21 protein-coding genes and 1 tRNA gene are annotated in these 20,180 nt (G+C 70.2%); 15 read left to right on the top strand and 7 right to left on the bottom strand.

Annotated features, from left to right (window positions below):
- Positions 1–61: 61 nt before the first annotated feature.
- From tmk to AC3EO4_RS07740, 7 genes are all read left to right on the top strand, one after another.
- Positions 62–1,945 (top strand): dTMP kinase, encoded by a 1,884-nt coding sequence (gene tmk / locus AC3EO4_RS07770; RefSeq protein ID WP_379573015.1) that lies wholly within the window; start codon positions 62–64, stop codon positions 1,943–1,945.
- Between the two features lie 10 nt (positions 1,946–1,955).
- Positions 1,956–3,131, top strand: coding sequence for a DNA polymerase III subunit delta' (locus tag AC3EO4_RS07765; protein WP_379573016.1), 1,176 nt, complete (start codon positions 1,956–1,958; stop codon positions 3,129–3,131).
- 130 nt (positions 3,132–3,261) lie between these two features.
- The gene (locus AC3EO4_RS07760; protein ID WP_431894525.1) at positions 3,262–3,735 is read left to right on the top strand and encodes a SigE family RNA polymerase sigma factor; all 474 of its coding nucleotides are present in this window, start codon (positions 3,262–3,264) and stop codon (positions 3,733–3,735) included.
- A gap of 116 nt (positions 3,736–3,851) precedes the next feature.
- A complete protein-coding gene (locus AC3EO4_RS07755; protein WP_431894523.1) occupies positions 3,852–4,385 on the top strand; it encodes a permease-like cell division protein FtsX in 534 nt (177 codons plus the stop codon).
- Between the two features lie 83 nt (positions 4,386–4,468).
- Positions 4,469–5,293, top strand: coding sequence for a PSP1 domain-containing protein (locus AC3EO4_RS07750; RefSeq protein ID WP_379573044.1), 825 nt, complete (start codon positions 4,469–4,471; stop codon positions 5,291–5,293).
- Positions 5,294–5,413: 120 nt separating this feature from the next.
- On the top strand, positions 5,414–6,883 hold the full coding sequence (locus AC3EO4_RS07745) for an alpha/beta hydrolase (protein WP_431894521.1): 1,470 nt from the start codon (positions 5,414–5,416) through the stop codon (positions 6,881–6,883).
- Positions 6,884–6,938: 55 nt separating this feature from the next.
- Positions 6,939–7,015, top strand: a tRNA-Thr gene (locus AC3EO4_RS07740).
- 54 nt (positions 7,016–7,069) lie between these two features.
- Here AC3EO4_RS07740 and AC3EO4_RS07735 read toward each other — a convergent pair.
- The gene (locus tag AC3EO4_RS07735) at positions 7,070–7,351 is read right to left on the bottom strand and encodes a tyrosine-type recombinase/integrase (protein WP_379574806.1); all 282 of its coding nucleotides are present in this window, start codon (positions 7,349–7,351) and stop codon (positions 7,070–7,072) included.
- 299 nt (positions 7,352–7,650) lie between these two features.
- On the opposite strand from AC3EO4_RS07735, the gene AC3EO4_RS07730 reads away from it, so the two are divergent.
- Entirely contained in the window at positions 7,651–8,055 is a 405-nt protein-coding gene (locus AC3EO4_RS07730) for a hypothetical protein (protein WP_431894519.1), read from the top strand.
- A gap of 151 nt (positions 8,056–8,206) precedes the next feature.
- Here AC3EO4_RS07730 and AC3EO4_RS07725 read toward each other — a convergent pair whose 3' ends face one another.
- Positions 8,207–9,235 carry a hypothetical protein gene (locus AC3EO4_RS07725; protein ID WP_431894517.1) on the bottom strand — a complete coding sequence of 343 codons (1,029 nt, stop codon included), beginning with the start codon at positions 9,233–9,235 and terminating at the stop codon, positions 8,207–8,209.
- 387 nt (positions 9,236–9,622) lie between these two features.
- Between AC3EO4_RS07725 and AC3EO4_RS07720 the strand changes: the two genes are divergently transcribed.
- Entirely contained in the window at positions 9,623–9,958 is a 336-nt protein-coding gene (locus AC3EO4_RS07720) for a DUF6193 family natural product biosynthesis protein (RefSeq protein WP_431894696.1), read from the top strand.
- A gap of 113 nt (positions 9,959–10,071) precedes the next feature.
- On the opposite strand, the gene AC3EO4_RS07715 is transcribed toward AC3EO4_RS07720, so the two are convergent.
- Both AC3EO4_RS07715 and AC3EO4_RS07710 read right to left on the bottom strand, forming a co-directional pair.
- A complete protein-coding gene (locus tag AC3EO4_RS07715) occupies positions 10,072–10,632 on the bottom strand; it encodes a TetR/AcrR family transcriptional regulator (RefSeq protein ID WP_431894515.1) in 561 nt (186 codons plus the stop codon).
- Positions 10,629–12,350 (bottom strand): CocE/NonD family hydrolase, encoded by a 1,722-nt coding sequence (locus AC3EO4_RS07710; RefSeq protein ID WP_431894513.1) that lies wholly within the window; start codon positions 12,348–12,350, stop codon positions 10,629–10,631. Before AC3EO4_RS07710 ends, AC3EO4_RS07715 begins: the two co-directional genes overlap by 4 nt.
- Positions 12,351–12,522: 172 nt before the next feature.
- On the opposite strand from AC3EO4_RS07710, the gene AC3EO4_RS07705 reads away from it, so the two are divergent.
- Entirely contained in the window at positions 12,523–13,011 is a 489-nt protein-coding gene (locus tag AC3EO4_RS07705; RefSeq protein ID WP_431894511.1) for a GNAT family N-acetyltransferase, read from the top strand.
- A 292-nt stretch (positions 13,012–13,303) separates the two neighbouring features.
- Positions 13,304–14,617, top strand: coding sequence for a serine hydrolase domain-containing protein (locus tag AC3EO4_RS07700; RefSeq protein ID WP_431894509.1), 1,314 nt, complete (start codon positions 13,304–13,306; stop codon positions 14,615–14,617).
- 28 nt (positions 14,618–14,645) lie between these two features.
- Here the strand turns inward: AC3EO4_RS07700 and AC3EO4_RS07695 are convergent, their stop codons facing one another.
- Positions 14,646–15,317 (bottom strand): response regulator, encoded by a 672-nt coding sequence (locus AC3EO4_RS07695; protein WP_431894508.1) that lies wholly within the window; start codon positions 15,315–15,317, stop codon positions 14,646–14,648.
- Positions 15,314–16,570: a sensor histidine kinase gene (locus tag AC3EO4_RS07690; RefSeq protein ID WP_431894506.1), complete on the bottom strand. Its 1,257-nt coding sequence runs from the start codon at positions 16,568–16,570 to the stop codon at positions 15,314–15,316. The genes AC3EO4_RS07695 and AC3EO4_RS07690 overlap by 4 nt, the downstream gene beginning before the upstream one ends.
- On the opposite strand from AC3EO4_RS07690, the gene AC3EO4_RS07685 reads away from it, so the two are divergent.
- From AC3EO4_RS07685 to AC3EO4_RS07675, 3 genes are all read left to right on the top strand, one after another.
- The gene (locus AC3EO4_RS07685) at positions 16,569–16,751 is read left to right on the top strand and encodes a hypothetical protein (protein WP_431894504.1); all 183 of its coding nucleotides are present in this window, start codon (positions 16,569–16,571) and stop codon (positions 16,749–16,751) included. The genes AC3EO4_RS07690 and AC3EO4_RS07685 overlap by 2 nt on opposite strands.
- Before the next feature lie 200 nt (positions 16,752–16,951).
- Positions 16,952–17,824, top strand: a complete 873-nt coding sequence (locus AC3EO4_RS07680) for a lytic polysaccharide monooxygenase (protein ID WP_431894502.1) — start codon at positions 16,952–16,954, stop codon at positions 17,822–17,824.
- Positions 17,809–18,336, top strand: coding sequence for a DUF305 domain-containing protein (locus tag AC3EO4_RS07675; protein ID WP_379574794.1), 528 nt, complete (start codon positions 17,809–17,811; stop codon positions 18,334–18,336). The genes AC3EO4_RS07680 and AC3EO4_RS07675 overlap by 16 nt, the downstream gene beginning before the upstream one ends.
- A 16-nt stretch (positions 18,337–18,352) precedes the next feature.
- Here the strand turns inward: AC3EO4_RS07675 and AC3EO4_RS07670 are convergent, their stop codons facing one another.
- Positions 18,353–19,453 carry an alpha/beta hydrolase gene (locus AC3EO4_RS07670; protein ID WP_431894500.1) on the bottom strand — a complete coding sequence of 367 codons (1,101 nt, stop codon included), beginning with the start codon at positions 19,451–19,453 and terminating at the stop codon, positions 18,353–18,355.
- A 38-nt stretch (positions 19,454–19,491) separates the two neighbouring features.
- On the opposite strand from AC3EO4_RS07670, the gene AC3EO4_RS07665 reads away from it, so the two are divergent.
- Positions 19,492–20,169, top strand: a complete 678-nt coding sequence (locus AC3EO4_RS07665; protein ID WP_379574792.1) for a FadR/GntR family transcriptional regulator — start codon at positions 19,492–19,494, stop codon at positions 20,167–20,169.
- The last annotated feature ends 11 nt before the right edge of the window (positions 20,170–20,180 follow it).

Below are 20,180 nucleotides of genomic sequence, written 5' to 3'. Positions count from 1 at the left end.
GGCCACGAACAGCCGGGCATATCAGACCGCTGCCCTCAACCCCCCTGGATACGCTGACATCATGACCATCCGCAGACCGGCCCATGTGCTGGACATCCCCCCTTTCCGCAGGCTGTGGATGGCCATGTCCGCGAGCAGCCTGGGCGACTGGCTCACCCTTCTCGCGTTGAGCGCGCTGGCCGCGCAGCTCACCGCCGCCCACGGCTACCAGGCACAGGCCGCGGCCGTCGGCGGGGTGTTCGTGGCCAAGCTGCTGCCCGCGCTTGTGCTCGGCCCGCTGGCGGGGCCGCTCACCGTGCGGCTCGACCGGCGGTTGACCATGCTCGTCGCCGATCTGGTCAGGGTGGCGCTGGTGGCCTCGGTACCGCTGGTCGGCCTCTACCAGTGGGTGGTGGCCGCGGCTTTCCTGATCGAGTGCGCGACCCTGTTCTGGGTGCCCGCCAGGGACGCCACCGTGCCGGCGCTGGTGCCCAAGGAGCGGCTGGAGGAGGCCACCAGGCTCGGCGTCCTCGTGACGTACGGCACGGCGCCCGTCGCCGCGCTGCTGTTCACCGTCCTGACCACGGCGGGGCCGTGGATGGTCGCGGGAGGCGCGCTCGCCTACCTGGTGTCGGCCGTGTGGGTGTTCACGCTGCGGGGCCTGCCCAGGCGTGGCGGCGCCGCCTCGACACCCTCGGTGCTCGAAGGCTGGCGGGCCTCGGGGGGCGACAGGGTGGCCGGCGGGGTCCGCGCGGGCCTGCTGGCCACGGTCGCCGCGGGCGGCGCGCTCATCGGCGTCAGCGTGCTGAGCGGGCCGGTGGCCTACGGGGTGGTGTTCGGCGCGCTGTTCGTCGGTGTCGCGGTGGGCCTGTTCTTCGGTCCGCGGGTGCTGACGCAACTGTCGCGTTCGCGGCTGTTCGGCGTTTCGGTCATCGCGGTGGGCGCGGCGCTGGTGGTGATCGCGCTCGTCCGGGACCAGTCCGTGGTGGTCATGCTCACCGTGGTGCTCGGCCTGTGCGCGGGCGTGGCCTGGCGGGTCGGCCTCGAGGTCCTCGACGGCCCGCACATGGAGCCGGTCGCCAGGGTCACGCTGCTGCTCGCGGCCGCCGTGGTCGCTCCGGCGGCCGGCCTGGCAGGTGGCGCCCTGCTGGCCCTGATCGCCATGGGCGGCCTGATGATGGTGGTCGGGGCGCTGGCGTTGCGCCGGGTCGACGACAGGAAGGGTGTGTCACTCTCGGAGGACATGCTCGCCGCGCTGCGCGGCGAGCGCTACACACCGGGGGATGTGGAAAAAGTGCCTGGGGTGTTCATCGCCTTCGAGGGCGGAGAGGGTTCCGGCAAGACCACGCAGTCGAGGCTGCTGGCGATCTGGCTGCGCGACCAGGGGTTCGACGTCGTGCAGACGAGGGAGCCCGGCTCGACCAAGGTCGGTATGCGGCTGCGCGCGATCCTGCTCGACGCGGCGGAGAAGGGGCTGTCGCCCAGAGCGGAGGCGCTGATGTACGCCGCCGACAGGGCCGAGCACGTGGAGAAGGTGATCAGGCCGGCGCTGGAGAGGGGAGCGCTGGTGATCACCGATCGCTACGTCGACTCCTCGCTCGCCTATCAGGGTGCGGGCCGGGCGCTCGACCCCGCCGATGTGGCGGAGGTCAACGCCTGGGCGACCAGCGAGCTGGTGCCGCACCTGACCGTGCTGATCGACACCCCGCCGTCGGTCGGGCTGACCAGGCTCGGCGGCGCGGCCGACCGCATCGAGTCGGAGCCGTTGGAGTTCCACGAGAGGGTGCGCAACGAGTTCCGCTCGCTCGCGGGCGCGGCTCCCGAGCGCTATCTCGTGGTCGACGGCACGCTGCCGCTCGACGAGATCAGCAGGACGGTGCAGGACAGGGTGCGGGAGATCCTGCCCGACCCGGTGCCGAGCGAGTCCGAGGACATCACCGGCACGATGCCCGCCATCCGCGACTAACCTTGTCCCGGTGAGCGTCTTCGACGACCTGGTGGGCCAGGAGCAGGCTGCTGCCGTACTCTCGCGAGCCGCTCGCGCCGCCGCGGAGGCGGTCGAGGGCGGGCGGGGCGCGGGCATGACGCACGCCTGGCTGTTCACCGGCCCGCCCGGCTGCGGACGCGAGGACGCGGCCCGCGCCTTCGCCGCCGCGCTGCTGTGCCCGTCGGGTGGGTGCGGCCACTGCGACCAGTGCCACCAGGTGATGATCGGCTCGCATCCCGACCTGGAGGCGGTCAGACCGGAGGGGCTGTCCTACAGCGTCAAGCAGACCCGCGAGCTCATCCTGCGCGCCGCGGGCGCCCCGACCCAGGGCCGCTGGCGGGTGATCCTGTTCGAGAACGCCGACAGGGTCACGGAGTCGGCGGCCAACGCGCTGCTCAAGGCCATCGAGGAGCCGCCGCCCCGGACGGTGTGGCTGCTGTGCGCGCCCGCCCCCGACGACATGATCATCACGATCAGGTCGAGGTGCAGGGTGGTCGGCCTCGTCACGCCTTCGGGCGCCGCCGTCGCCCACGTGCTGGCCACGCGCGAGAGCGTGCCGTGGGAGATGGCCGACTTCGCCGCGCGGGCGTCGCAGGGCGACCTGTCCCGCGCGCGGGCGCTGGCCCTCGACGAGGGGGTACGGCAGCGCCGCGAGGCCGTCCTGGCGATCCCCCGGTCGCTCAGCGGGGTCGGCGACTGCATCACCGCCGCCGAGCGGCTGGTGAAGACCGCCGAAGAGGAGGCGGCCGCGGCGACCGCGGCGCTCAACGAGACCGAGACCGCGGAGCTCAGGAAGCTCTACGGCGAGGGCTCGTCGGGCAAGGGGCTCAACAGGGGGCTCGTGCGGGGCGGCGCGGGAGCGCTGAAGGAGCTGGAGGACCGGCAGAAGTCGCGTGCCACCAGGGTGAAGCGCGACTCGCTGGACGTCGCGCTGCTCGAGCTGGTGTCGTACTACAGGGACGTGCTGGCGGTGCAGCTCGGCGCCCCTGTGGAGCTGGCCAACGAGGACCAGCGTTTCCACCTCGACACCCTGGCCAGGGCGTCGACGCCGGAGGAGACTCTGCGGCGGATCGACGCGATCATGCAGTGCAGGGAGCGGTTGGCGGCGAACGTGAACCCGCAGATCGCCGTCGAGGCGATGATGCTGGGCCTGCGCCGCCCCTGACCCCGCACGGGCTGCCGCTCGGCAGGCAGGATCGCGGGAAACTCGGCGGGTGATCCGAGCAGCAGACGCCGTCCCCGAACGTCTCTGTGATGTGAAAGTCGAAACGCTCCCTCGCAGGGAGCTCGTGGATGTGGCGACCATCTTCGCCGAACACCACCTGGGCCTCGTACGGCTCGCGCTGATCATGGTCGGTGATCAGGCGACGGCCGAGGACGTCGTGCAGGAGGCGTTCGCGCGCACCCACGCGGGGAGGGATCGGCTGCGGGACCCTGATCGGGCGCTGGCGTACGTGCGCTCCGCCGTGCTCAACGGGTGCAGGTCGGTGTTGCGGCGCAGGGCGACCGTGTTCCGGCGGGCCGTGCCGTACGAGCCGCCGGTCTGGTCGGCGGAGAGCGCCGCCCTGGTCGGCGAGGATCGCAAGGAGGTTCTGGTGGCGCTGCGCGCGCTGCCGCGGCGGCAGCGGGAGGCGCTGACGCTGCGTTACTACGTCGATCTGTCCGACCAGGAGGTGGCGGACGCCATGGGGATCAGCGGCAGCACCGCGAGGTCCACGATCGCCAGAGGGCTCGCCGCCCTGGCCCGGATCCTTGGGGAGGACGCGTGAACAGCCCGATGGAGGATCGCCTGCGTGACGCTCTCAGCGCCGCGGGCGGCACGGTCGAGCCGGAGACGATCAGGCCGCTGCGCACATCGGCCACGCGGAGGAGGTGGCGCGTCGACGTGCGTTTCCTGGCCATCGCGGTGACGCTCGCCGGCATCGTCGGGGCCGTGGCGCTCTGGCCTGCCGAACATCAGGAGCAACCCGTGGTGCTGGCGACGGGCGTCTCGTCGGCCGCGCTCGATGACGGGGTGTCCGACATGTCGGTGTACCTGTGTAAACCCAAATCGCCGTTCCCCGTGTGCAAGGGAGCCGCGCCCGTCGACCGCGCAGCCGTCCAGCGAACGCTCCAGGCGATGCCGCAAGTGCTGGAGATCCGGTACGAGAGCCAGGAGGAGGCCTTCGCGAACTTCCAACGCACGCAACGTCAGGATTCCACTCTCGCCCAGGTGGTGGCCGTCGACGACATGCCCGAATCCTTCCGGCTGCGATTGCGGCCGGGTACCGATGGGGACGCGGTGGTCGAAGCGGCGGCTGAGATCGAGGGCGTCTCGGCGGTCGTCGCTCGGGGGTGCCACTCACCGCGGTCCTCGTGGTTCGGTCGAGTGGTGTCGGCCCTGTTCGGCTCCGACGAGGAGATCTGCCGAGCCTCCTGAGCGTTGACGCCTCTCGTAGGGTGGGCAGGAAGGCCGGTAAGGAATCCTCGAGGCCGTCAGGAGGCGAGCGCGAGCCCATGGGAATGATCATGGCCGTGAGCTTCACCCGCTATGGAAGGCTCTACTACCTCGATCCGGGCGGACACAGTCCCAAAGTGGGGGACAAGGTGCTGGTTCCCACGGACTCAGGACCCGAGGTCGCCGAATGCGTGTGGGCGCCGCAGTACTCCAGCGAGGACATCGACGGCCTGCCGGTGTGCGAAGGCCTCGCGGGCGAGGAGCACCTGTCGCGCGACGAGACCAACAAGCGGCGGCGCGCCGAGGCCCGCAGCGTCTCCAAACGGCTCATCAAGCGCCACGTGCTGCCGATGAAGGTGGTGGGCGTCGACTACCTAGACAAGGAGAACATCTACACGGTCTACTTCTCGGCCCCCCACCGGGTCGACTTCAGGGCGTTGGTCCGTGACCTGGCGCGCAACCTGCGCGCCAGGGTCGAACTGCGGCAGATCGGCCCGCGCGACGAGGCCAGGCTGCAGGGCGGGATCGGGCCCTGCGGGCGGGACCTGTGCTGCGCGACGTTCCTGAAGGACTTCGAGCCGGTCTCGGTGCGGATGGCCAAAGACCAGGACCTGCCGGTCAACCCGCTGCGCATCGCGGGGGCCTGCGGGCGGTTGATGTGCTGCCTGAAGTACGAACACCCTCTGTACCAGGAGTTCCGGGCGTCCGCACCGCGGGCAGGGGCGGCCGTGGACACGCCCGAGGGCCCGGGGACCGTCGTGGGGCACAACGTGCCGTCCGACTCGGTGGTGGTGCGGCTGAACGACGGCGGACGCCGCTGCTCGTGCTCGAAGGCCAGCGTGTGCGGTCCGCGCAAGGCGTACGACTCGACGTACGGAGACGGCGGCTGACGGCCTGCGCGCGGTCATCGCCGCCTCGAGGTCATCGCCCGCCTCGCGGGCGGCCGCCATCCTCGTCGCGGCGGGCGGAGGGGTACGGCCGAGCGGACACGATGGGGAAGGCGGCGTGGCATGGGCCGAGGACGCGGGTTCGTCATCGGGCTCGGGTTGAGCCTGGTGGTGGCCGCGTGCGCCGTCCAGACCACGCCTCCCCCTGACCCCTACAAGCAGCGGCTCGCCTGGCGCGACTGCGGTGACGGGTTCGAGTGCGCCAAGCTCGCCGTGCCGCTCGACTACGCCAAGCCGGGTGCCGACCGGCTGGCCATCAGCGTGATCAGACTGCCCGCGGCCGACGACCGCCTCGGCTCGATCGTCGTGAACCCGGGCGGCCCCGGAGCGTCGGGCATCGACTACGGCAGAGCCGCCCGCCTGATCGTCAGCCCTGAGGTACGTGCCAGGTTCGACGTGGTCGGCTTCGACCCGCGCGGTGTCGGCGAGTCGTCACCCGTCACCTGCCTGAGCGACGCCGGGCTCGACGCCTTCCTCGCGCTCGACGCCACCCCCGACACCAAGGCCGAGGTGACCGCGCTCGAAGCGGGCTCGCGCGAGTTCGCCCGCGGCTGCCAGGCCGCCTCGGGCCGCCTCCTGCCGCACCTCGGCACCGCGAACGCCGCCCGCGACCTCGACGTGCTGCGGGCCGCGCTCGGCGACGACCGGCTGACCTACCTCGGGAAGTCCTACGGCACGTACCTGGGGGCGTACTACGCCGACCTGTTCCCCGAACGCGTGCGCGCGCTCGTCCTCGACGGCGGCATCGACCCCACCCTGAACCGGGTCCAGCTGAACGAGGCGCAGGCCAAGGGGTTCTCCGACGCGTTCAGGGCCTACGCCGCCGACTGTGTGGCCGCCCCTGACTGCCTTCTGAAGAGCCGTACGGTCGACGGCGCCGTGGCCGAGCTCGCCGGGCTGCTCCGCCGTACGGACGGCAAGCCCTTGCGGGTCGGCGGGCGCGAGGTCACGGAGGCGCTGGCCACGCTGGGCGCGCTGACCCCGCTGTACGACCGGGGCACCTGGCCGCTGCTGTCCGACGCGCTCCACGAGGCGGCGAACGGCGACGGCGGGCTGCTGCTCCGCAGCGCCGACCAACTCGTCGGACGTGCGGAGAACGGCACGTACACCAACCAGACCGAGGCCAACATGGCCATCAACTGCGTCGACAGCCCCTACCCGCGCACGACCGCCGCCTTCGTGAAGGCGGCGGCGAAGTCGGAGCGCGAGGTGCCGGGCTTCGGCGCGTTCATCATGTGGAGCTCGCTGCCCTGCGCCTTCTGGCCCGTCCCTGTCACCACGTCGCCCAGACCGTTGAAGGCGTCGGGCGCGCCCCCGATCCTCGTGGTGGGCACCACCCGCGACCCCGCCACGCCGTACCCGTGGGCCCGGTCGCTGGCCGCGCAACTGGAGTCCGGCGTGCTGGTGAGCTTCGACGGCGACGGTCACACGGCGTACCTGAGCGGATCGACGTGTGTGGACGGGCTCGTGGACACCTACCTGCTGACGGGCCGCGCGCCGGCGAAGGACACGCGGTGCCCCGAGATCGAGTGACGGGAGGCGCGAGGACTCCTTGGTCTCCTGTAGACTTCATGGCGTTGTATGGCACGCCGCCTTAGCTCAGTCGGCCAGAGCACTTCACTCGTAATGAAGGGGTCTCGGGTTCGAATCCCGAAGGCGGCTCCAGGTCAGAAGGCCCTCACGTGATCGTGGGGGCCTTCTGCGTGACTAAGTGCGTGACTACCGTTCCGGATCATGACTGAAGATGCGGTTCATGACCACCGCGCCGCCCTGGAGCACCGGGCGGATCTGCTTGCGGTAGATCAGCTCGGTCACGGCTGTGCTGCTGTGACCGACCAGCCGGGAGATCTCGTCGATCGGGATGCCGTTGTCGGAGAGCAGTGACACGAAGCTGTGCCGCAGTTCCCGGGGTGACCACTCGGACGGGTCGAGGCCCGCTCCTTTCACGATCAGTCGGAACGCCCGCCGGACGTTGGACGCGTCGAGCGGCGTGGCATCCACCCCTGCCGCTCCTCCCGCCCGCCACTGAACCCCCTCGCGGACGTCCTCGACCCAGCTGACCGGTCGCGGTCGACCATGCGGTGTCGTGTCAGCGGCCGCATCAGGACGGCAACGGCCCGATATCAGAGCGGTCGGCGATCGTGGATGCCATGAACGGTTCAGCGATTGCGGCCTCGAGGCCGGGTGAGATCGCCTCGGGCGACTCGACCTGAGCAATCTCGATACCCCTGGCAGCAACAGGGCCGCAGTCCACCATCCGTCCGTTCCCTTGACTTTCGGATTCGAAGGAGCACGCCACCATGTCCGTCACCCTCACCGACCAGGACAAGCTCACCCTGCAGATCGCCGCGTGGGGCGCCGTCTCGCTGATGTCCGCCGCCGGCGCCGCCGGCTCTGCCCACAAGGTCGCCACCCACGGCTCCATCGCCCTGACCTCCGCGACCGGCCTGGTCGGGCACGTGATCACCAAGGCGCCCAAGGGCGTGAAGTACGGCAAGACCGTGGCCGAACTCGCCGACCAGGTGCTGCCGGCCCTGACGGCGGCCATGAGCCTGCTGAAGAAGCAGGATCCGGCAGAGGCCGACAACTTCCGCAGCGCCCTCATCGTCGCCATCGAAGCAGGCGCCCAGACCCACCAGGGCGTGCCCAGCCCCACCATGGCCGAGATGGCCCGCAAGATCACCGGAGCCCTCGACGCCGCTTGATGGGATGCCGACCTGCGCGGCTGCGCTCCCGGATCTGGTCGGAGATCTGGGGGCAGACCCGCCCACCGGAGCCCTCGCGATTCCCGTCTCTCGTAATGAAGTGCTCTCGGCGCGGATACCGCTCCGGACCGCGGGACCGGTCGTTGTGCTCCTACCGCGTCGGCGTGAAGGACGAGACGATCAGCCAGATGCCGGCAACCGCGATCACAGCGGCGACGGCGAGTTCTTTCACCCGGCCGGGAAGCACGTCCTTCGACTGTCCGCGAATCAGGCTCCGCGCCAGACGGACGGTCCCGGCCCAGGAGATCCGCACCTCGGGGCTCCAAGCGGCCGACGCGACGAGGACAGCCGCGAGAAGCAGCGGCCACCGTACCGAATCGGCGAAAGATATCTCGAAGTCGCCGCTGTACTGGCTGGCGCACGTCGCGATGTCGAGCAGCGGAAAGAGGAGAAGGGCGGCCGTGGCCGCGGTGCCCGCCAGCCGTCCCCATCGGGTGGGCGCGGTGACTCTCGCGGCCGCCGCCAATGCGACGAGTACGACCGGCAAGCCGATCGTGTCGGCCTCGCTGGACCACCAGGCGAGGCCGTCCCAGGAGGACTCCGGGGTCTTCAGATAGAAGACGCCAACCAAAACCCTGTCGTATGTGACCGTCCATCGGTGGAACATCGCCGCCCATGCCGCCGCGCCGACGGCACCCGCCCACAGGATGATCCCGTATGGTCTCCGAGGCAGGGGTGACCTGGCCGTCAGGAGCAGCGCCCCTGCGGCCACCGGATAGCAGACGATCAGAGGCCAGGGCAGCATGACCGCACGTTCCTGCCCGGTGCATGGGTCGGGACCCGGTAGGTAGAACGCCGTGACCAGCGCGAACGCGAGCACGGCGCTGACCGCGGCGACGGCGGCGAGCGCGGCCCGACGCGACCCGCGCAGGAGAAGGCCGACCACGACGACCGGCAGCAGGAGAACGCCCCAGAACAGCAACTCTCCCGGCACGTACTCCAGCGCGTAGGGGCCTTCACCCGAAGGGGGAGCGGAACCCATCCCGGAACAGAACCAGCCGACGCCCTGCCTACCGACCCCGAAGACCGTCAGGATCACCGGTCCGGCCGCGGCCAGAACCGCACCGAAGCGCAGCGCTGCCGCCACGGGGGATAACGCTTCTGCCGCGGGTTCCCGCATCACGGCACCCTCTCCCGGAAATGATCAATCCGGGGTCAGGGTAGCGAATGACCGTCGGCTGAGCGGGGCCGCTTTCTGGCGACGGCGTCAGCCGATCGCCGGCATCGCTCGTACAGCTCCGCGGCCTCACGCGATCACATGGCATCGACCCGTGCCCACCGCGTCACCAGGGCGGGAAGCCGCTGCCGAGGTCTCCGCCCTTTCCGGCGTCGGATCCTGTCGGCCGTGCATCCGCACCCTTGGCCGTCATGACGTGCTGTCCGCTTTCCGTCAGACTTGTCGTGTGATTGGCGACTCTGAGCTGCATCCGGACGTGGAGTCTGCGGGAAGTCTGGCTGCGGCGTTGGAGGCGGTCGCTGCCGAACTTGGGGTGGATCTCGGCAGTGCCTGATCCGTCAGGATGCTCGGGACGGTCCTGTTGAGGGAGCGCATGCTCTGGTGGAGGCCGCTCACGCAAGACCGCAGCTCCGGCAGCTCTTGCCGGTCTTGAGCCACTGGTCCCTCCACTTCAGCATGTGTACGGGCTACCCATACGTATGGAACATTCCGTTCGTTGAGCCGTTGAGCAACGGGCGCTACCGAGTCTCTGGGCCTGCCCGTGGTGTCGACATAGGTGAAGTCGACAGCGCTGACGAGGCCATCGCTTTGGTGGTGGCCGGCCTTCCAGCCGGATGCGGACCAGCGGTCGAAGGGACCGCCCACGATTTCCTCTCTGCACCGTAACGCGGCCGTGAGCGGAATCTGAGCAGGTGCCCGAAGAGTGGTAGGGCGGCTGCCGCACGCCCCTGGACTGAACCTCGTCCGCGAAGATCGCCGACATTGTCCTGGCGCGGGGGCTAGTCCGGGAGGCACTGGTCGAGAAGCTGATCGATGAAGGCGTCGTCGATCGGTTCGTGGCTGACGAGGCGACGGTAGAACAGGGCGCCGCCGAGGAGGCCGGCGAGGAAGCCGGGGTCGGTGTCCTTCGGGAGCTGTCCGCGTTCTGTGGCGTCGGAGATGATCGCGCGTAGCGGTGCCCGCCGCTGCTCGATGAAGTCGGCGAGCAGGGTGCGCAGGTCGGCGTCGCGTTCGGCGGCGTCGACGAGCGTGGCCATGAGCGTCGCCCAGGGGGCGTGGGTGATGGTGTCGCCCAGCGCGGTGAGGAAGAGCCTGGTCTCCTCGCGGACGCTCCCAGTGACCGGACGGCTCGGGAAGACCGGGTCGACTGATTTGAAGGCGTCCAGGATCAGTGGGGGGAGGCCGGGCCAGTGTCGGTAGATGGTGCTCTTGGCCACGCCCGACCGCTGGGCCACGGCTTCGATGGTGAGGCCGCCGGCGCCGCGTTCGGCCAGCAGGCCGAGGGCGGCGCGGAGGACGCGGTCGCGCGTGTGGGCGATGCGGGGGTCGGGTTCGGTCATCGCGGCGTCTCCCCACGAACGCTGAGTTCCAGGCTGCTGCCGTGGAGGACGGTGTTGCGGGCGGCATACGGCGGGCCCGCCATGCCGAAGTAGACGTAGTCGGACGCGGGTGGGGCGAGTCTTCGCGGGTCGCTGCCGATCTCCAGCAGCAGCCGGTGCCCGGCCCGGACCAGTTGGGCGAACGGCGCGAGGCTCAGCCGGAGGACGGCGGGTTCGCCGGGTACCAGCGGCACCGGTCGGGTGTGGTCGTGCACGATCTCGCTGGAGGTGGTGCGATCCTCGTCCTCGGTGCGGTGGGAGGCCGCCAGCCATCCGACGCTGATGACGGTGGGCCGGCCGTCCGGTGCGACATCGCTCAGCCTGACCTGTACGTGGGTGTCCATGGCCGTGCTCGTCATCCGCAGCGTGAGATGGGCGGGCCCGACGAGATGGGTGTCGACCGGCAGCGGCGCGGTGCGGTACCGGGCCACGTGACCGTCCTTGAAGGCGCCCGGGTACTCCATACCCGGTGGGACGGCCGCCCAGCTGCGTTCGATCGTCTGCTCGCCGGCTTCGGAGGCCAGCCCGGCCTGCGGGTCGCCGGTCAGGTGGAGCCGCCATGGGCGGGCGTCGGGCACCGGCCAGTCCTCGGCGCTCTCCCAGCGCTCGGCGCCGTGCAGCCAGTACCGGACGGCGGGCAGCGCCGCGTAGCCGTTGTCGGCGCCCCGCAGGACGTGATCGTAGAAGGCGACGATCTCCTTCTGGTAGCGGAGGAACGGCCAGCGGGTCCAGCGTGGCCCGATGAACATCTTCTTCGGGGCCGTCACCGCGTGCCAGGCGTCGAACGCGCCGGGCAGGTGCAGGCCGACCATGCTCCACTCGGACCCGATCAGCACGGGAACGTCGATGTCGGGCAGCCGGGGCCAGGCCGAGGAATCCCGGTAGAGGGGGCCGTCCAGGGGTGCGTCCAGCGCATAGGCGGACCACCGGCGCAGCCATGGTCCTGGTACAGGGAGCCGTCGCGTCAGCTGGGGGAGCGCCCGTGCCATCGCCGCCCGGATCGCGGCCTGGGCGGGACGGGTGCCGACGAGATGTCCGAGCGCGTGCCGCAGCACCGGGTGTAGCCGCGCCCGCTGTGCCGCGCCGTTGATCGCGATGTAGCGGCCGAGGAACCCGGAGGTCTGGGTGCCGTTGTGGTAGGCCAGCATCCGGTAGAGGTCGGTCGCGGCCCCGAAGGGGGCGATCGCCGCCAGATGCGGGATCCGGTGTCCCGCGGCCATCAGCTGGCTGATGGCGAAGTACGACATCCCCGTCATCGCGACGCGGCCGTCACACCACGGGCGGGACGCGAGCCACGCGATGGTCGCCCGCAGATCGTCCATCTCGGTCGGCCCGAACATCTCCGGCGGCAGCGTGCCCCCGGAGCGCCCCGTCCCGCGGGCGTTGACCACCGCGACCGGGTATCCGCACCTGGCCAGGTGGGTGACGTCGCCCGGCTCGTTGAACGGTGCGGGGACCCCGGTGGGCATGAGGTCCTTGTTGTACGGACTCCAGCCCAGCAGGGCCGGTTGCGGCTGGTCGGTGACAGGACGGTGCAGGTCCCCCACCAGGACCGTGCCGTCGGTCAGGGGGATCTTCACGTCGGGCTCGGTGCGGACCCGATAGCGCGGCCGCACCGCCGCGTCCGATGTCCAGCCCGCGAACTGGGGGCCGTCGAGAGTCGATCGGGGAGGACGCATGACGGCACTATAGAACGCTTCCGTAGCGCTACGAAACGAAACCGTTCTATATCTCGGCGCAGTGGGCCGGTATACGCGCGGCGTTCTGCGTGTCCAAGTGAGTGACTACGGGTCCCGGTCGGGCTGAAACTCCTTGGCCTTTCGGGTTGGTCATGGGACACCATGTCCCTCCATGACGACACCTTCGGTCCGGATACGGCGGGCTACCCCCGACGACGTCGTGATCTTGGCGCAGTTGAATCGCTTCGTGCATGATCTCCATGTCGACGCAAGACCGGACATCTTCCTTCTGGCCCACGCCGCCAGCGTGCTGGCACCGCACTTTGCCGCGTTCCTGGCGCGGGAAGGGGCCATGGCTTACATCGCGGAGTCATCGGAGACCGGCCCAGTCGGGTACATCACGGCGACCATCCAGAACCGCTCTGCCGATGCCCTCATGCATCCGCAAAGGTTCGTCTACGTCAACCACATCGCCGTAGATCCACAGGCGGCTCGCACGGGCGTAGGTTCGGCCCTGGTCGAGTCGGTTCGCGCGGCGGCTCTGGAAGCCGGCTGCACCAGCCTGCTCACGGACGTGTGGGATTTCAACACCAAGGCCCTGACCTTCTTCGAAAACCAGGGACTTGGTCGGATACAGCATCGGCTGGAGCAGAGGTTGTAGGCGACCTTGGCGTCCATGGGCGATCGGCTCACGTCCTGAAGATCCGATCCATGGCGACAGCGCCAGGGCTGCTTGCGGTACACCAGGTCGGGTCACGGCGTGCTGCGGTGGTCGACCAGGTGCCTGGGGCGAGGTTTCTCATCCGTTCGGGTTGTCCGTCTTTCGGGGGAGGCCGCGAGGTTCTCGCCGGTTCGGCCGAGGCCGGAAGTGGTCCGCGTGGTCGAGGAGGAACGGGGTTTCGGCGACCAGGCTGAAGAGGACACCACCACCACTTCGGCTCGAAGGAAGAACCATGTGCCTGTCCACGCTCGCCGGCGTACTCACGGCAGCGGCCCTGTTCGTTTCGGCGGCCGCGCCCTCGGCCGCCTCGGCCGCTCCCGCCGGTCCCGCCGCCGCCTCTGTCGAGGCGCGCCATCCCGCGTTCCGCGAGGATCACGTCCGGAACGGCGCCCAGTTCCAGAAGGTGCTGGATGACATCGTGGCGTCGGGCGCGCCGGGGGTCATCGCGGAGGTCCGGGACGCCGACGGCGTCTGGACCGGGCGGAGCGGCAAGGGCCGGCTGGGCCGCGACGAGCCACCGCGGGCCGATGGCATGTTCCGGGTGGGAAGCGTGACCAAGACGTTCGTGGCCACCACGGTGCTCCAGCTCGTCGCGGAGGGCAGGCTGAATCTCGACGATCCGGTCGAGCGGCACCTTCCTGGCCTTGTTCCCAACGGGGAGAAGATCACCGTGCGGCACCTGCTGAGCCATCGCAGCGGACTGTTCAACTACACCGACAGCCTCTGGCCCGGAGGCTTGCAGGGGATGTACGACACGCGGTTCAAGCGCTACACGCCGCGGGAGCTGGTCGCCGAGGCCAACCGGCACGAGCCCGCCTTCGCTCCCGGTACCGCCGGCGGCTACTCGAACACCAACTATGTGGTGCTCGGCATGCTGATCGAGAAGAGCACGGGGAACACCGCCAGGAGAGAGATCATGGAGCGCATCGTGAAGCCGCTCCGGTTGCGACGGACGTCCTTCCCTGTGACCTCGACCGGCATCCCGGGCCCGCACGCCCATGCCTACATGCGCCTTCACGGCCCCGATTCCCCGTACGTCGACGTCACCGAGTCCGGCATGTCGTGGGCCTGGACGGCAGGCGCGATGATCTCGACCACGCATGACCTGAACACCTTCTTCAAGGCGCTCATCGGCGAGTATCTCCTGCCGGGGCGCCTGATGCGGGAGATGAAGGAAGCCAGAACACTCGGGGTCGGCGAGCCTTACGGGCTGGGCATCGCCCGGCTCGAGAACCCCTTGTTCGGGACGGCCTACGGCCACACCGGCGGCACTCCCGGCTTCACGACGCACGCTTTCACGCTCGCCGACGGCAGCCGCCAGGTCACGGTGTCCATCAACTCCATGGCGGACACCGAGAAGGAGCACATCGCCGGGGGCAAGGCGCTGAAGGCGCTGCTCAGCATGGACATGCAGGTCGTCCGCGCCGGTTTTCGCGATGAGCGGCGGCTTCGCGGACCTGCGGGCGTCGCCGCGTTCGCGAAGGGCCTGCCGCGTCGGGCAGGTCAGCGCCCGGCGGCGGGCCTGGCGAGCCCGGCGGCGGCTTGAGGTCGGTGGGTCCGCGACCGGCGGCAGGTCAGCGGCCGGCGGCGGGCCTGGCGAGCCCGGTGTCGTAGGCGAGGATGACGGCCTGCACCCTGTCCCTGAGCTGGTACTTGCCGAGGATGTTCGCGACGTGCGTTTTGACGGTCGCCTCGCTCACGTGCAGTTCCTGTGCGATCTCCACGTTGGACAGGCCGCGGGTCAGCGCGCGCAGGACGTCCAGTTCCCGCGCTGTCAGGGCGTCGAGGCCGCGGGGCACCGGGGCGGGGGGCTGCTCGGCGAGGCGCGCGAAGCGCTCGAGGAGTCTGCGCGTGACTCGTGGCGAGATCACCGCGTCGCCCTCGGCCACCGTACGGATGGCCGCCACCAGGGAGTCGGCAGGCCCGTCCTTGACGAGGAAGCCGCTGGCGCCGGCCCGCAGGGCGTCGTGGACGTGTTCGTCGAGGTCGAAGGTGGTCAGGATGATGACGCGGCTCGCCGAGCCTGATTCGACGATGCGCCGTGTCGCTTCGACGCCGTCCATGCGGGGCATGCGCACGTCCATCAGCACGACGTCGGGTTGCAGTGCCCGGGTGTCGTCGACGCCGCTCTGGCCGTCGCCTGCCTCTCCGACGACGGTGATGTCGGGCTCGGCTTCGAGGATGAGCCGGAAGCCGGTGCGGATCATGGGCTGGTCGTCGACCAGCAGCACGCGGATCGCCGTCATGTGGCTCGCTTCCTTCGGTCGTGCGGGCCGGACACGGGGATGGTGGCGTGGACGCAGTACCCGCCGCCCGGCCGCTCACCGGCGTGGAGTGTGCCGCCCACGGCCGCGATGCGCTCCCGCATGCCGATCAGGCCGTGGCCGGTTCCCGCGGCGGCCGGCGGCCCGCTGGGCGGGTCGTGCCCAGGTTGCCGTCCGTCGTCGCAGATCTTCACCGTCAGCTGCAGGTCCGGCTCCCAGGTGATGCTGAGCCTGGCGCGCGTGTGCCCGGCGTGCTTGAGCGTGTTGGTGAAGGCTTCCTGGACGACGCGGTAGGCGGCGAGTTCCGTGCCTTCGGGCAGGGTCGCGGCGTCGCCGGTCACGGAGAACTCGACGTCCAGTCCGGCCGCTCGTACGGTCTCCACCAGGCGTGGGATCTCCCGCAGGGTGGGCTGGGGCGGCTCCCGCGTCGGGTCCTCCTCCTCCTGGTCGTCGGTCCGCAGGAGATCCAGCAGGCGTCGCAGCTCGGTGACGGCTGCCCGGCCGGTCTGTTCGATCGTCCGGTGCAGCTCGTGTGCCTTGGCCCCGTCGCGGTCCTGGACCCGGTCGGCGGCAATGGTCTGGACGACCATGAGGCTGACGTTGTGGGCGACGATGTCGTGAAGTTCGCGCGCGATGCGCGTGCGTTCCCGCGTGACGGCCGCGCGGGCGTTGGCCGCCTGTTCCCGTTCCAGGGCGGCCGCTCGATCGAGCGCCTCGCGCGCCATGGCCTTGCGCGCTCTGGAGAGCCTGCCGAGGGCCCAGGCCGCGACGAGCAGGATGGTCATCGTGACGGCGGCGGCCATGCGGTGACCCGGCACCATGAGCGCCTCGGCGACGGCCACGGAAGGGATCACGACCAGAGCCGTGATGTGGGCGGGTCGGCGCGGCGTTCGTACGGCGGTGAGGAAGACGGCGACGGCCATGGCCAGGTACGGCACGCCGATGTAGGTTCCCTGGGGGCCGGCAGGCGGTGGCAGGTAGTGCCACGCCTGCAACGCGCCGACGGCGATGGAGACGACCAGCAGGACAGGCAGGGGCCACCGGCGGTGCACCGCGAGCGGCATGCCGGACAGCAGGACGAGCAGGATCCGCCAGAGGTCGGGCTCGCGCAGGCCGGCGGTGTCCGGGCCGTCGCCGGGGACGGCGAGTCCCCCGGCGACGACGAGCAGGGCCAGCGCCACGTCGACGGCGGCCGGTGGCACCCGCCGCCGTGCGATCGAGTCGACGTAGCTCATGAGTCTCACGGTAGAACGCCTGCCGCGCTGCTCAGAGGGCGGGCACCCGCGGCTGTCAGGGGCTGCAGGGGCCAGGCTGGACCAGCCGTCGTCGGGTTTCGTGTCGCTGCGCGTCAAGGCCGCCGACGAGGCGGGCAACACGCTCTCGCAGGAGATGATCCGCGCCTACGCCCTGCGGTGACCTCCCTTCCTGAGGCCCTCACGAGGATCGTGGGGGCCTCAGGTGCTCTCTACGGTCTGATGGCGGACATCGTGCGGTACAACGCCGGCCAGGCCCTCTCCTTCATCTGAAATGTCGCTGACAGGGGCCCTTGCGCGGGGGCCGTCGCACAGTTAATCCTTAGGAAGGTTTCCTGTTAGTTAACACCCCCGGGAGCTCCCGTGAACAAGAGAACCGCCGCCTTAGCCGCAGGAACAGCCGCTCTCGTCCTCCTCCCCGCCGGCGCCGCCAACGCCCACGGCACGATGTCCAACCCGCCGAGCCGCGTCTACGTCTGTAAGAACGAAGGCCCGGAGTCGCCCAAGTCGGCCGCCTGCAAGGCCGCCGTCGCCGCCGCCGGGACCCAGGCGTTCTACGACTGGAACGAGGTCTCCCTCCTCGAAGCGGGAGGCCGGCACCGCGAGATCATCCCCGACGGGAAGCTGTGCAGCGCGGGCCGCGACAAGTACAGGGGGCTCGACCTGCAGCGCGCCGACTGGCCCGCCACCTCGGTTCGGCCGGGCAGCTTCACGCTCACCTACCACGCCACGGCACCGCACGCCAACAGCAACTTCGAGTTCTACATCACCCGTGACGGGTGGAACCCGACCATGCCCCTGAAGTGGTCGGACCTCGTGCACATCAAGACGTTCAACAACCAGAACCCCACGACGTTCACCAACTGGACGATCAACCTGCCGCAGCGTTCGGGGCGGCACATCCTCTACTCGATCTGGCAGCGCGTCGTCGGCAGCAACGAGGCCTTCTACACCTGCTCGGACGTCGACTTCGGCGGAGGCGGCGGCACGCCGACGCCCACTCCCACGCCGACCCCGACGCCCACCCCCACCCCCACCCCGACGCCGACGCCGACGCCGACGCCGACGCCGACCTCGACCTCGACAGTGCCCGCGGGGACCTGGCAGGCTGGCAAGGCCTACAAGGGAGGTGACCGTGTGACCTACGCCGGTCTGTCCTACGAGTGCCTGCAGCCCCACACGGCCATCGCCGGCTGGGAGCCGCCCAACGTCCCGGCGCTGTGGAAGCGCGTCTGATCGCAGCCCTCGCCGCGGCCCTGCTCCTCGGGGCGGGCTGCGGCGAGCAGCCGCGGGAGCAGGTCAACGCCGACGACGTGATGTTCCTGCAGATGATGATCCCGCACCACAAGCAGGGCATCGAGATCGTACGGTTAGCCGGCAGCAGGGCCACCACCGCCGAGATGAAGACGCTCGCGGCGGCGATCGAGCACACGCAGACGGCCGAGGTCAACACGATGACCAAGTGGCTGACCGACTGGGACCAGCCGCTGACCGCCCCCTCGGACGCCCACGCGGGGCACGGCGGGCTGCCGGAGACCGACAGGGAGCGGATCGCGGCGGTCAAGAACGAGAACGACCTGGTGAACCTGTTGATCGCGCACCAGGATGACGCGATCCAGATGGCCAGGGTCGAGGTCTACAACGGGATGAACCCGAAGGTGAAGGAATGGGCCAGGCAGGTCGAGCGGTCGCGCAAGGCCCAGATCGACCAGATGCTCACCTTCCTCGGCCCCGCCCCCAAGCCCTGAAAGAAGGAACGGGAGGCTAGGGGAGCCTGGTGACGAAGTCGGTCAAGGCCTTCTCGTAGGCGGTGGGGGAGGCGTTCCAGGAGCCTGTGTGCCCCGCACCCGATGTCCTGAAAAGTCGGGTGATGTCGGGGCGAAGCCGGGCGAACTCCACCGCGGGGCCCACCGGCACCGTCTGATCACCGGCGTCGACGAACATCAGCACGGGCGCCGTGAATTCCTTGGCATGCGCCACGTGGTCCAGCTCGGCGAACGACAGCCCGGTCCGCCGTTCGACCACGAACATCCCCACCGAGGCCAGCCACGCCGGCACCCCCTTCTGCCTGGCCCCCAGCTCGATCGGCGCCCGCCAATCCAGGACGGGACTGTCGAGGATCAGCCCCTTGATCGGCTCGTCGGGAAGCATCCGCGCCGCCATCGGCACGATCGCCCCTCCCATCGACCACCCGTACAGGTAGACCCCGGTCGCGCCCGAGGCGCGCGCGTACGCGATCGCGGCCGCCACCTCCTTCCACTCCGTCGCGCCCAGGTGGAACCTGCCGTCCGGGCCGGCCGGCGCCCCCTCGTCGTTGCGGTAGGTGATGCTCAGCACCGGCATCCCCAGCCTGTGGAAGACCGGGAGCACGCGCAGCGCCTCGGCGGGGTTCGCGTTGCGCCCGTGGACGGCGATCACCCAGGTGCTGCCGTCCCCTTCGGTCCGCCACGCGGGGAAGTCGCCCAGTTCGGACCGGATCCGAACCGCCCTGTACGGCACGCCGACCGCCGACCGCGGATCCTCGTGGCCCCACATCCACCTGTCCAGGTAGGCGCGGACGCCGGGCTCGAGCGTGCCCCGCCGTACGGCGTCGACCTTGCGGGTGACGGTGCCGGGTCCGCGCGCGACCACGTCGCCGAGCAGCGCGTTGCCCGAGGCCCAGGTCAGCCCGAAGGTGCCGGTCGCGTCGGTGTCGCCGCCCCCTCGGAGGGTCACCTGGGAGCCGTCGTAGGAGACCACCTCCAGCGGATACGAATCGCCGTGGGAGGGGTCGATGACCATGCCGGAGTAGTACCAGCCCGCGCCCCCGACGCCGGCCAGGGAGAGGAGCGCTAAGACGCCGGCCACCCAGGCGATTCTCTTCATGACGTGAAAATACAGCAGATAAGTGATCTAATCATTAGATGATGGTTGTCCGGCCTTCCCTCTCCGGCGTACTCACCGAGCAGGTGCTCGGCCTGATCACTGAGAGCGGGCTGCAGCCGGGCGACCGGCTCCCCACCACGCGTGAGCTGGCGCAGCGGTTCGCCGTGACCACGCCCACGTTGCGCGAAGCGCTCCGCCGCCTGGAGGCGACGGGCGCGATCGAGATGCGGCACGGCTCAGGCCTCTATGTCGGCGCGGACATCGAGCGAGTCGTGCTTCCCAACCCCAACATGCGCACGATGCCGGGCGGGCAGCTGCTCGACCTGCTCGACGCGCGCATCCTCATCGAACCGCCGCTGGCAGGGATGGCGGCGGGGCGGCCAGGCGCGCAGGAACTGCGTGAGGTGCTCGGCCAGGCGGCCATGCACCTGCGCGGCGACGACGCCGAGCTGCACGAGGCGAACATGACCTTCCACAGGGTGGCGGCCAGGCTGGCGGGCAACAGCGTGCTCGGCGAGGTCGTCGACTCGCTGCTGCGCGTGCACGCCTCGGAGCAGCGGGAGATCCTGCGGCTCTTCGACGACCGGCGCCGTGACTACGACGAGCACCTGGCGATCCTCGAGGCCATCGAGGCAGGCGACGCCGGGTCGGCGGAGGAGCTCATGCGCGCCCACCTGATTGACGTGAAAACGGTGATCCAGCACAGGCTCGTGTAGAACAGGAGGCC

It is taken from the genome of Nonomuraea sp. bgisy101 (genome assembly GCF_057708945.1).
Note: the sequence above shows the minus strand (reverse complement) of the source record. Positions and strands in the feature narration are given on the sequence as shown.

What these genes read in the sequence shown, in the direction of transcription:
- AC3EO4_RS07725 (WP_431894517.1), bottom strand. Translation starts at nt 9,235, where the DNA reads ATGCGGGAACCCGCGGCAGAAGCGTTATCCCCCGTGGCGGCAGCGCTG.
- AC3EO4_RS07690 (WP_431894506.1), bottom strand. Translation starts at nt 16,570, where the DNA reads ATGAGCTACGTCGACTCGATCGCACGGCGGCGGGTGCCACCGGCCGCC.
- AC3EO4_RS07670 (WP_431894500.1), bottom strand. Translation starts at nt 19,453, where the DNA reads ATGAAGAGAATCGCCTGGGTGGCCGGCGTCTTAGCGCTCCTCTCCCTG.
- AC3EO4_RS07700 (WP_431894509.1), top strand. Translation starts at nt 13,304, where the DNA reads ATGTGCCTGTCCACGCTCGCCGGCGTACTCACGGCAGCGGCCCTGTTC.
- AC3EO4_RS07750 (WP_379573044.1), top strand. Translation starts at nt 4,469, where the DNA reads ATGATCATGGCCGTGAGCTTCACCCGCTATGGAAGGCTCTACTACCTC.
- AC3EO4_RS07710 (WP_431894513.1), bottom strand. Translation starts at nt 12,350, where the DNA reads ATGCGTCCTCCCCGATCGACTCTCGACGGCCCCCAGTTCGCGGGCTGG.
- AC3EO4_RS07745 (WP_431894521.1), top strand. Translation starts at nt 5,414, where the DNA reads ATGGGCCGAGGACGCGGGTTCGTCATCGGGCTCGGGTTGAGCCTGGTG.
- tmk (WP_379573015.1), top strand. Translation starts at nt 62, where the DNA reads ATGACCATCCGCAGACCGGCCCATGTGCTGGACATCCCCCCTTTCCGC.
- AC3EO4_RS07715 (WP_431894515.1), bottom strand. Translation starts at nt 10,632, where the DNA reads ATGACCGAACCCGACCCCCGCATCGCCCACACGCGCGACCGCGTCCTC.
- AC3EO4_RS07665 (WP_379574792.1), top strand. Translation starts at nt 19,492, where the DNA reads ATGATGGTTGTCCGGCCTTCCCTCTCCGGCGTACTCACCGAGCAGGTG.
- AC3EO4_RS07695 (WP_431894508.1), bottom strand. Translation starts at nt 15,317, where the DNA reads ATGACGGCGATCCGCGTGCTGCTGGTCGACGACCAGCCCATGATCCGC.
- AC3EO4_RS07730 (WP_431894519.1), top strand. Translation starts at nt 7,651, where the DNA reads ATGTCCGTCACCCTCACCGACCAGGACAAGCTCACCCTGCAGATCGCC.
- AC3EO4_RS07685 (WP_431894504.1), top strand. Translation starts at nt 16,569, where the DNA reads ATGAGTCTCACGGTAGAACGCCTGCCGCGCTGCTCAGAGGGCGGGCAC.
- AC3EO4_RS07705 (WP_431894511.1), top strand. Translation starts at nt 12,523, where the DNA reads ATGACGACACCTTCGGTCCGGATACGGCGGGCTACCCCCGACGACGTC.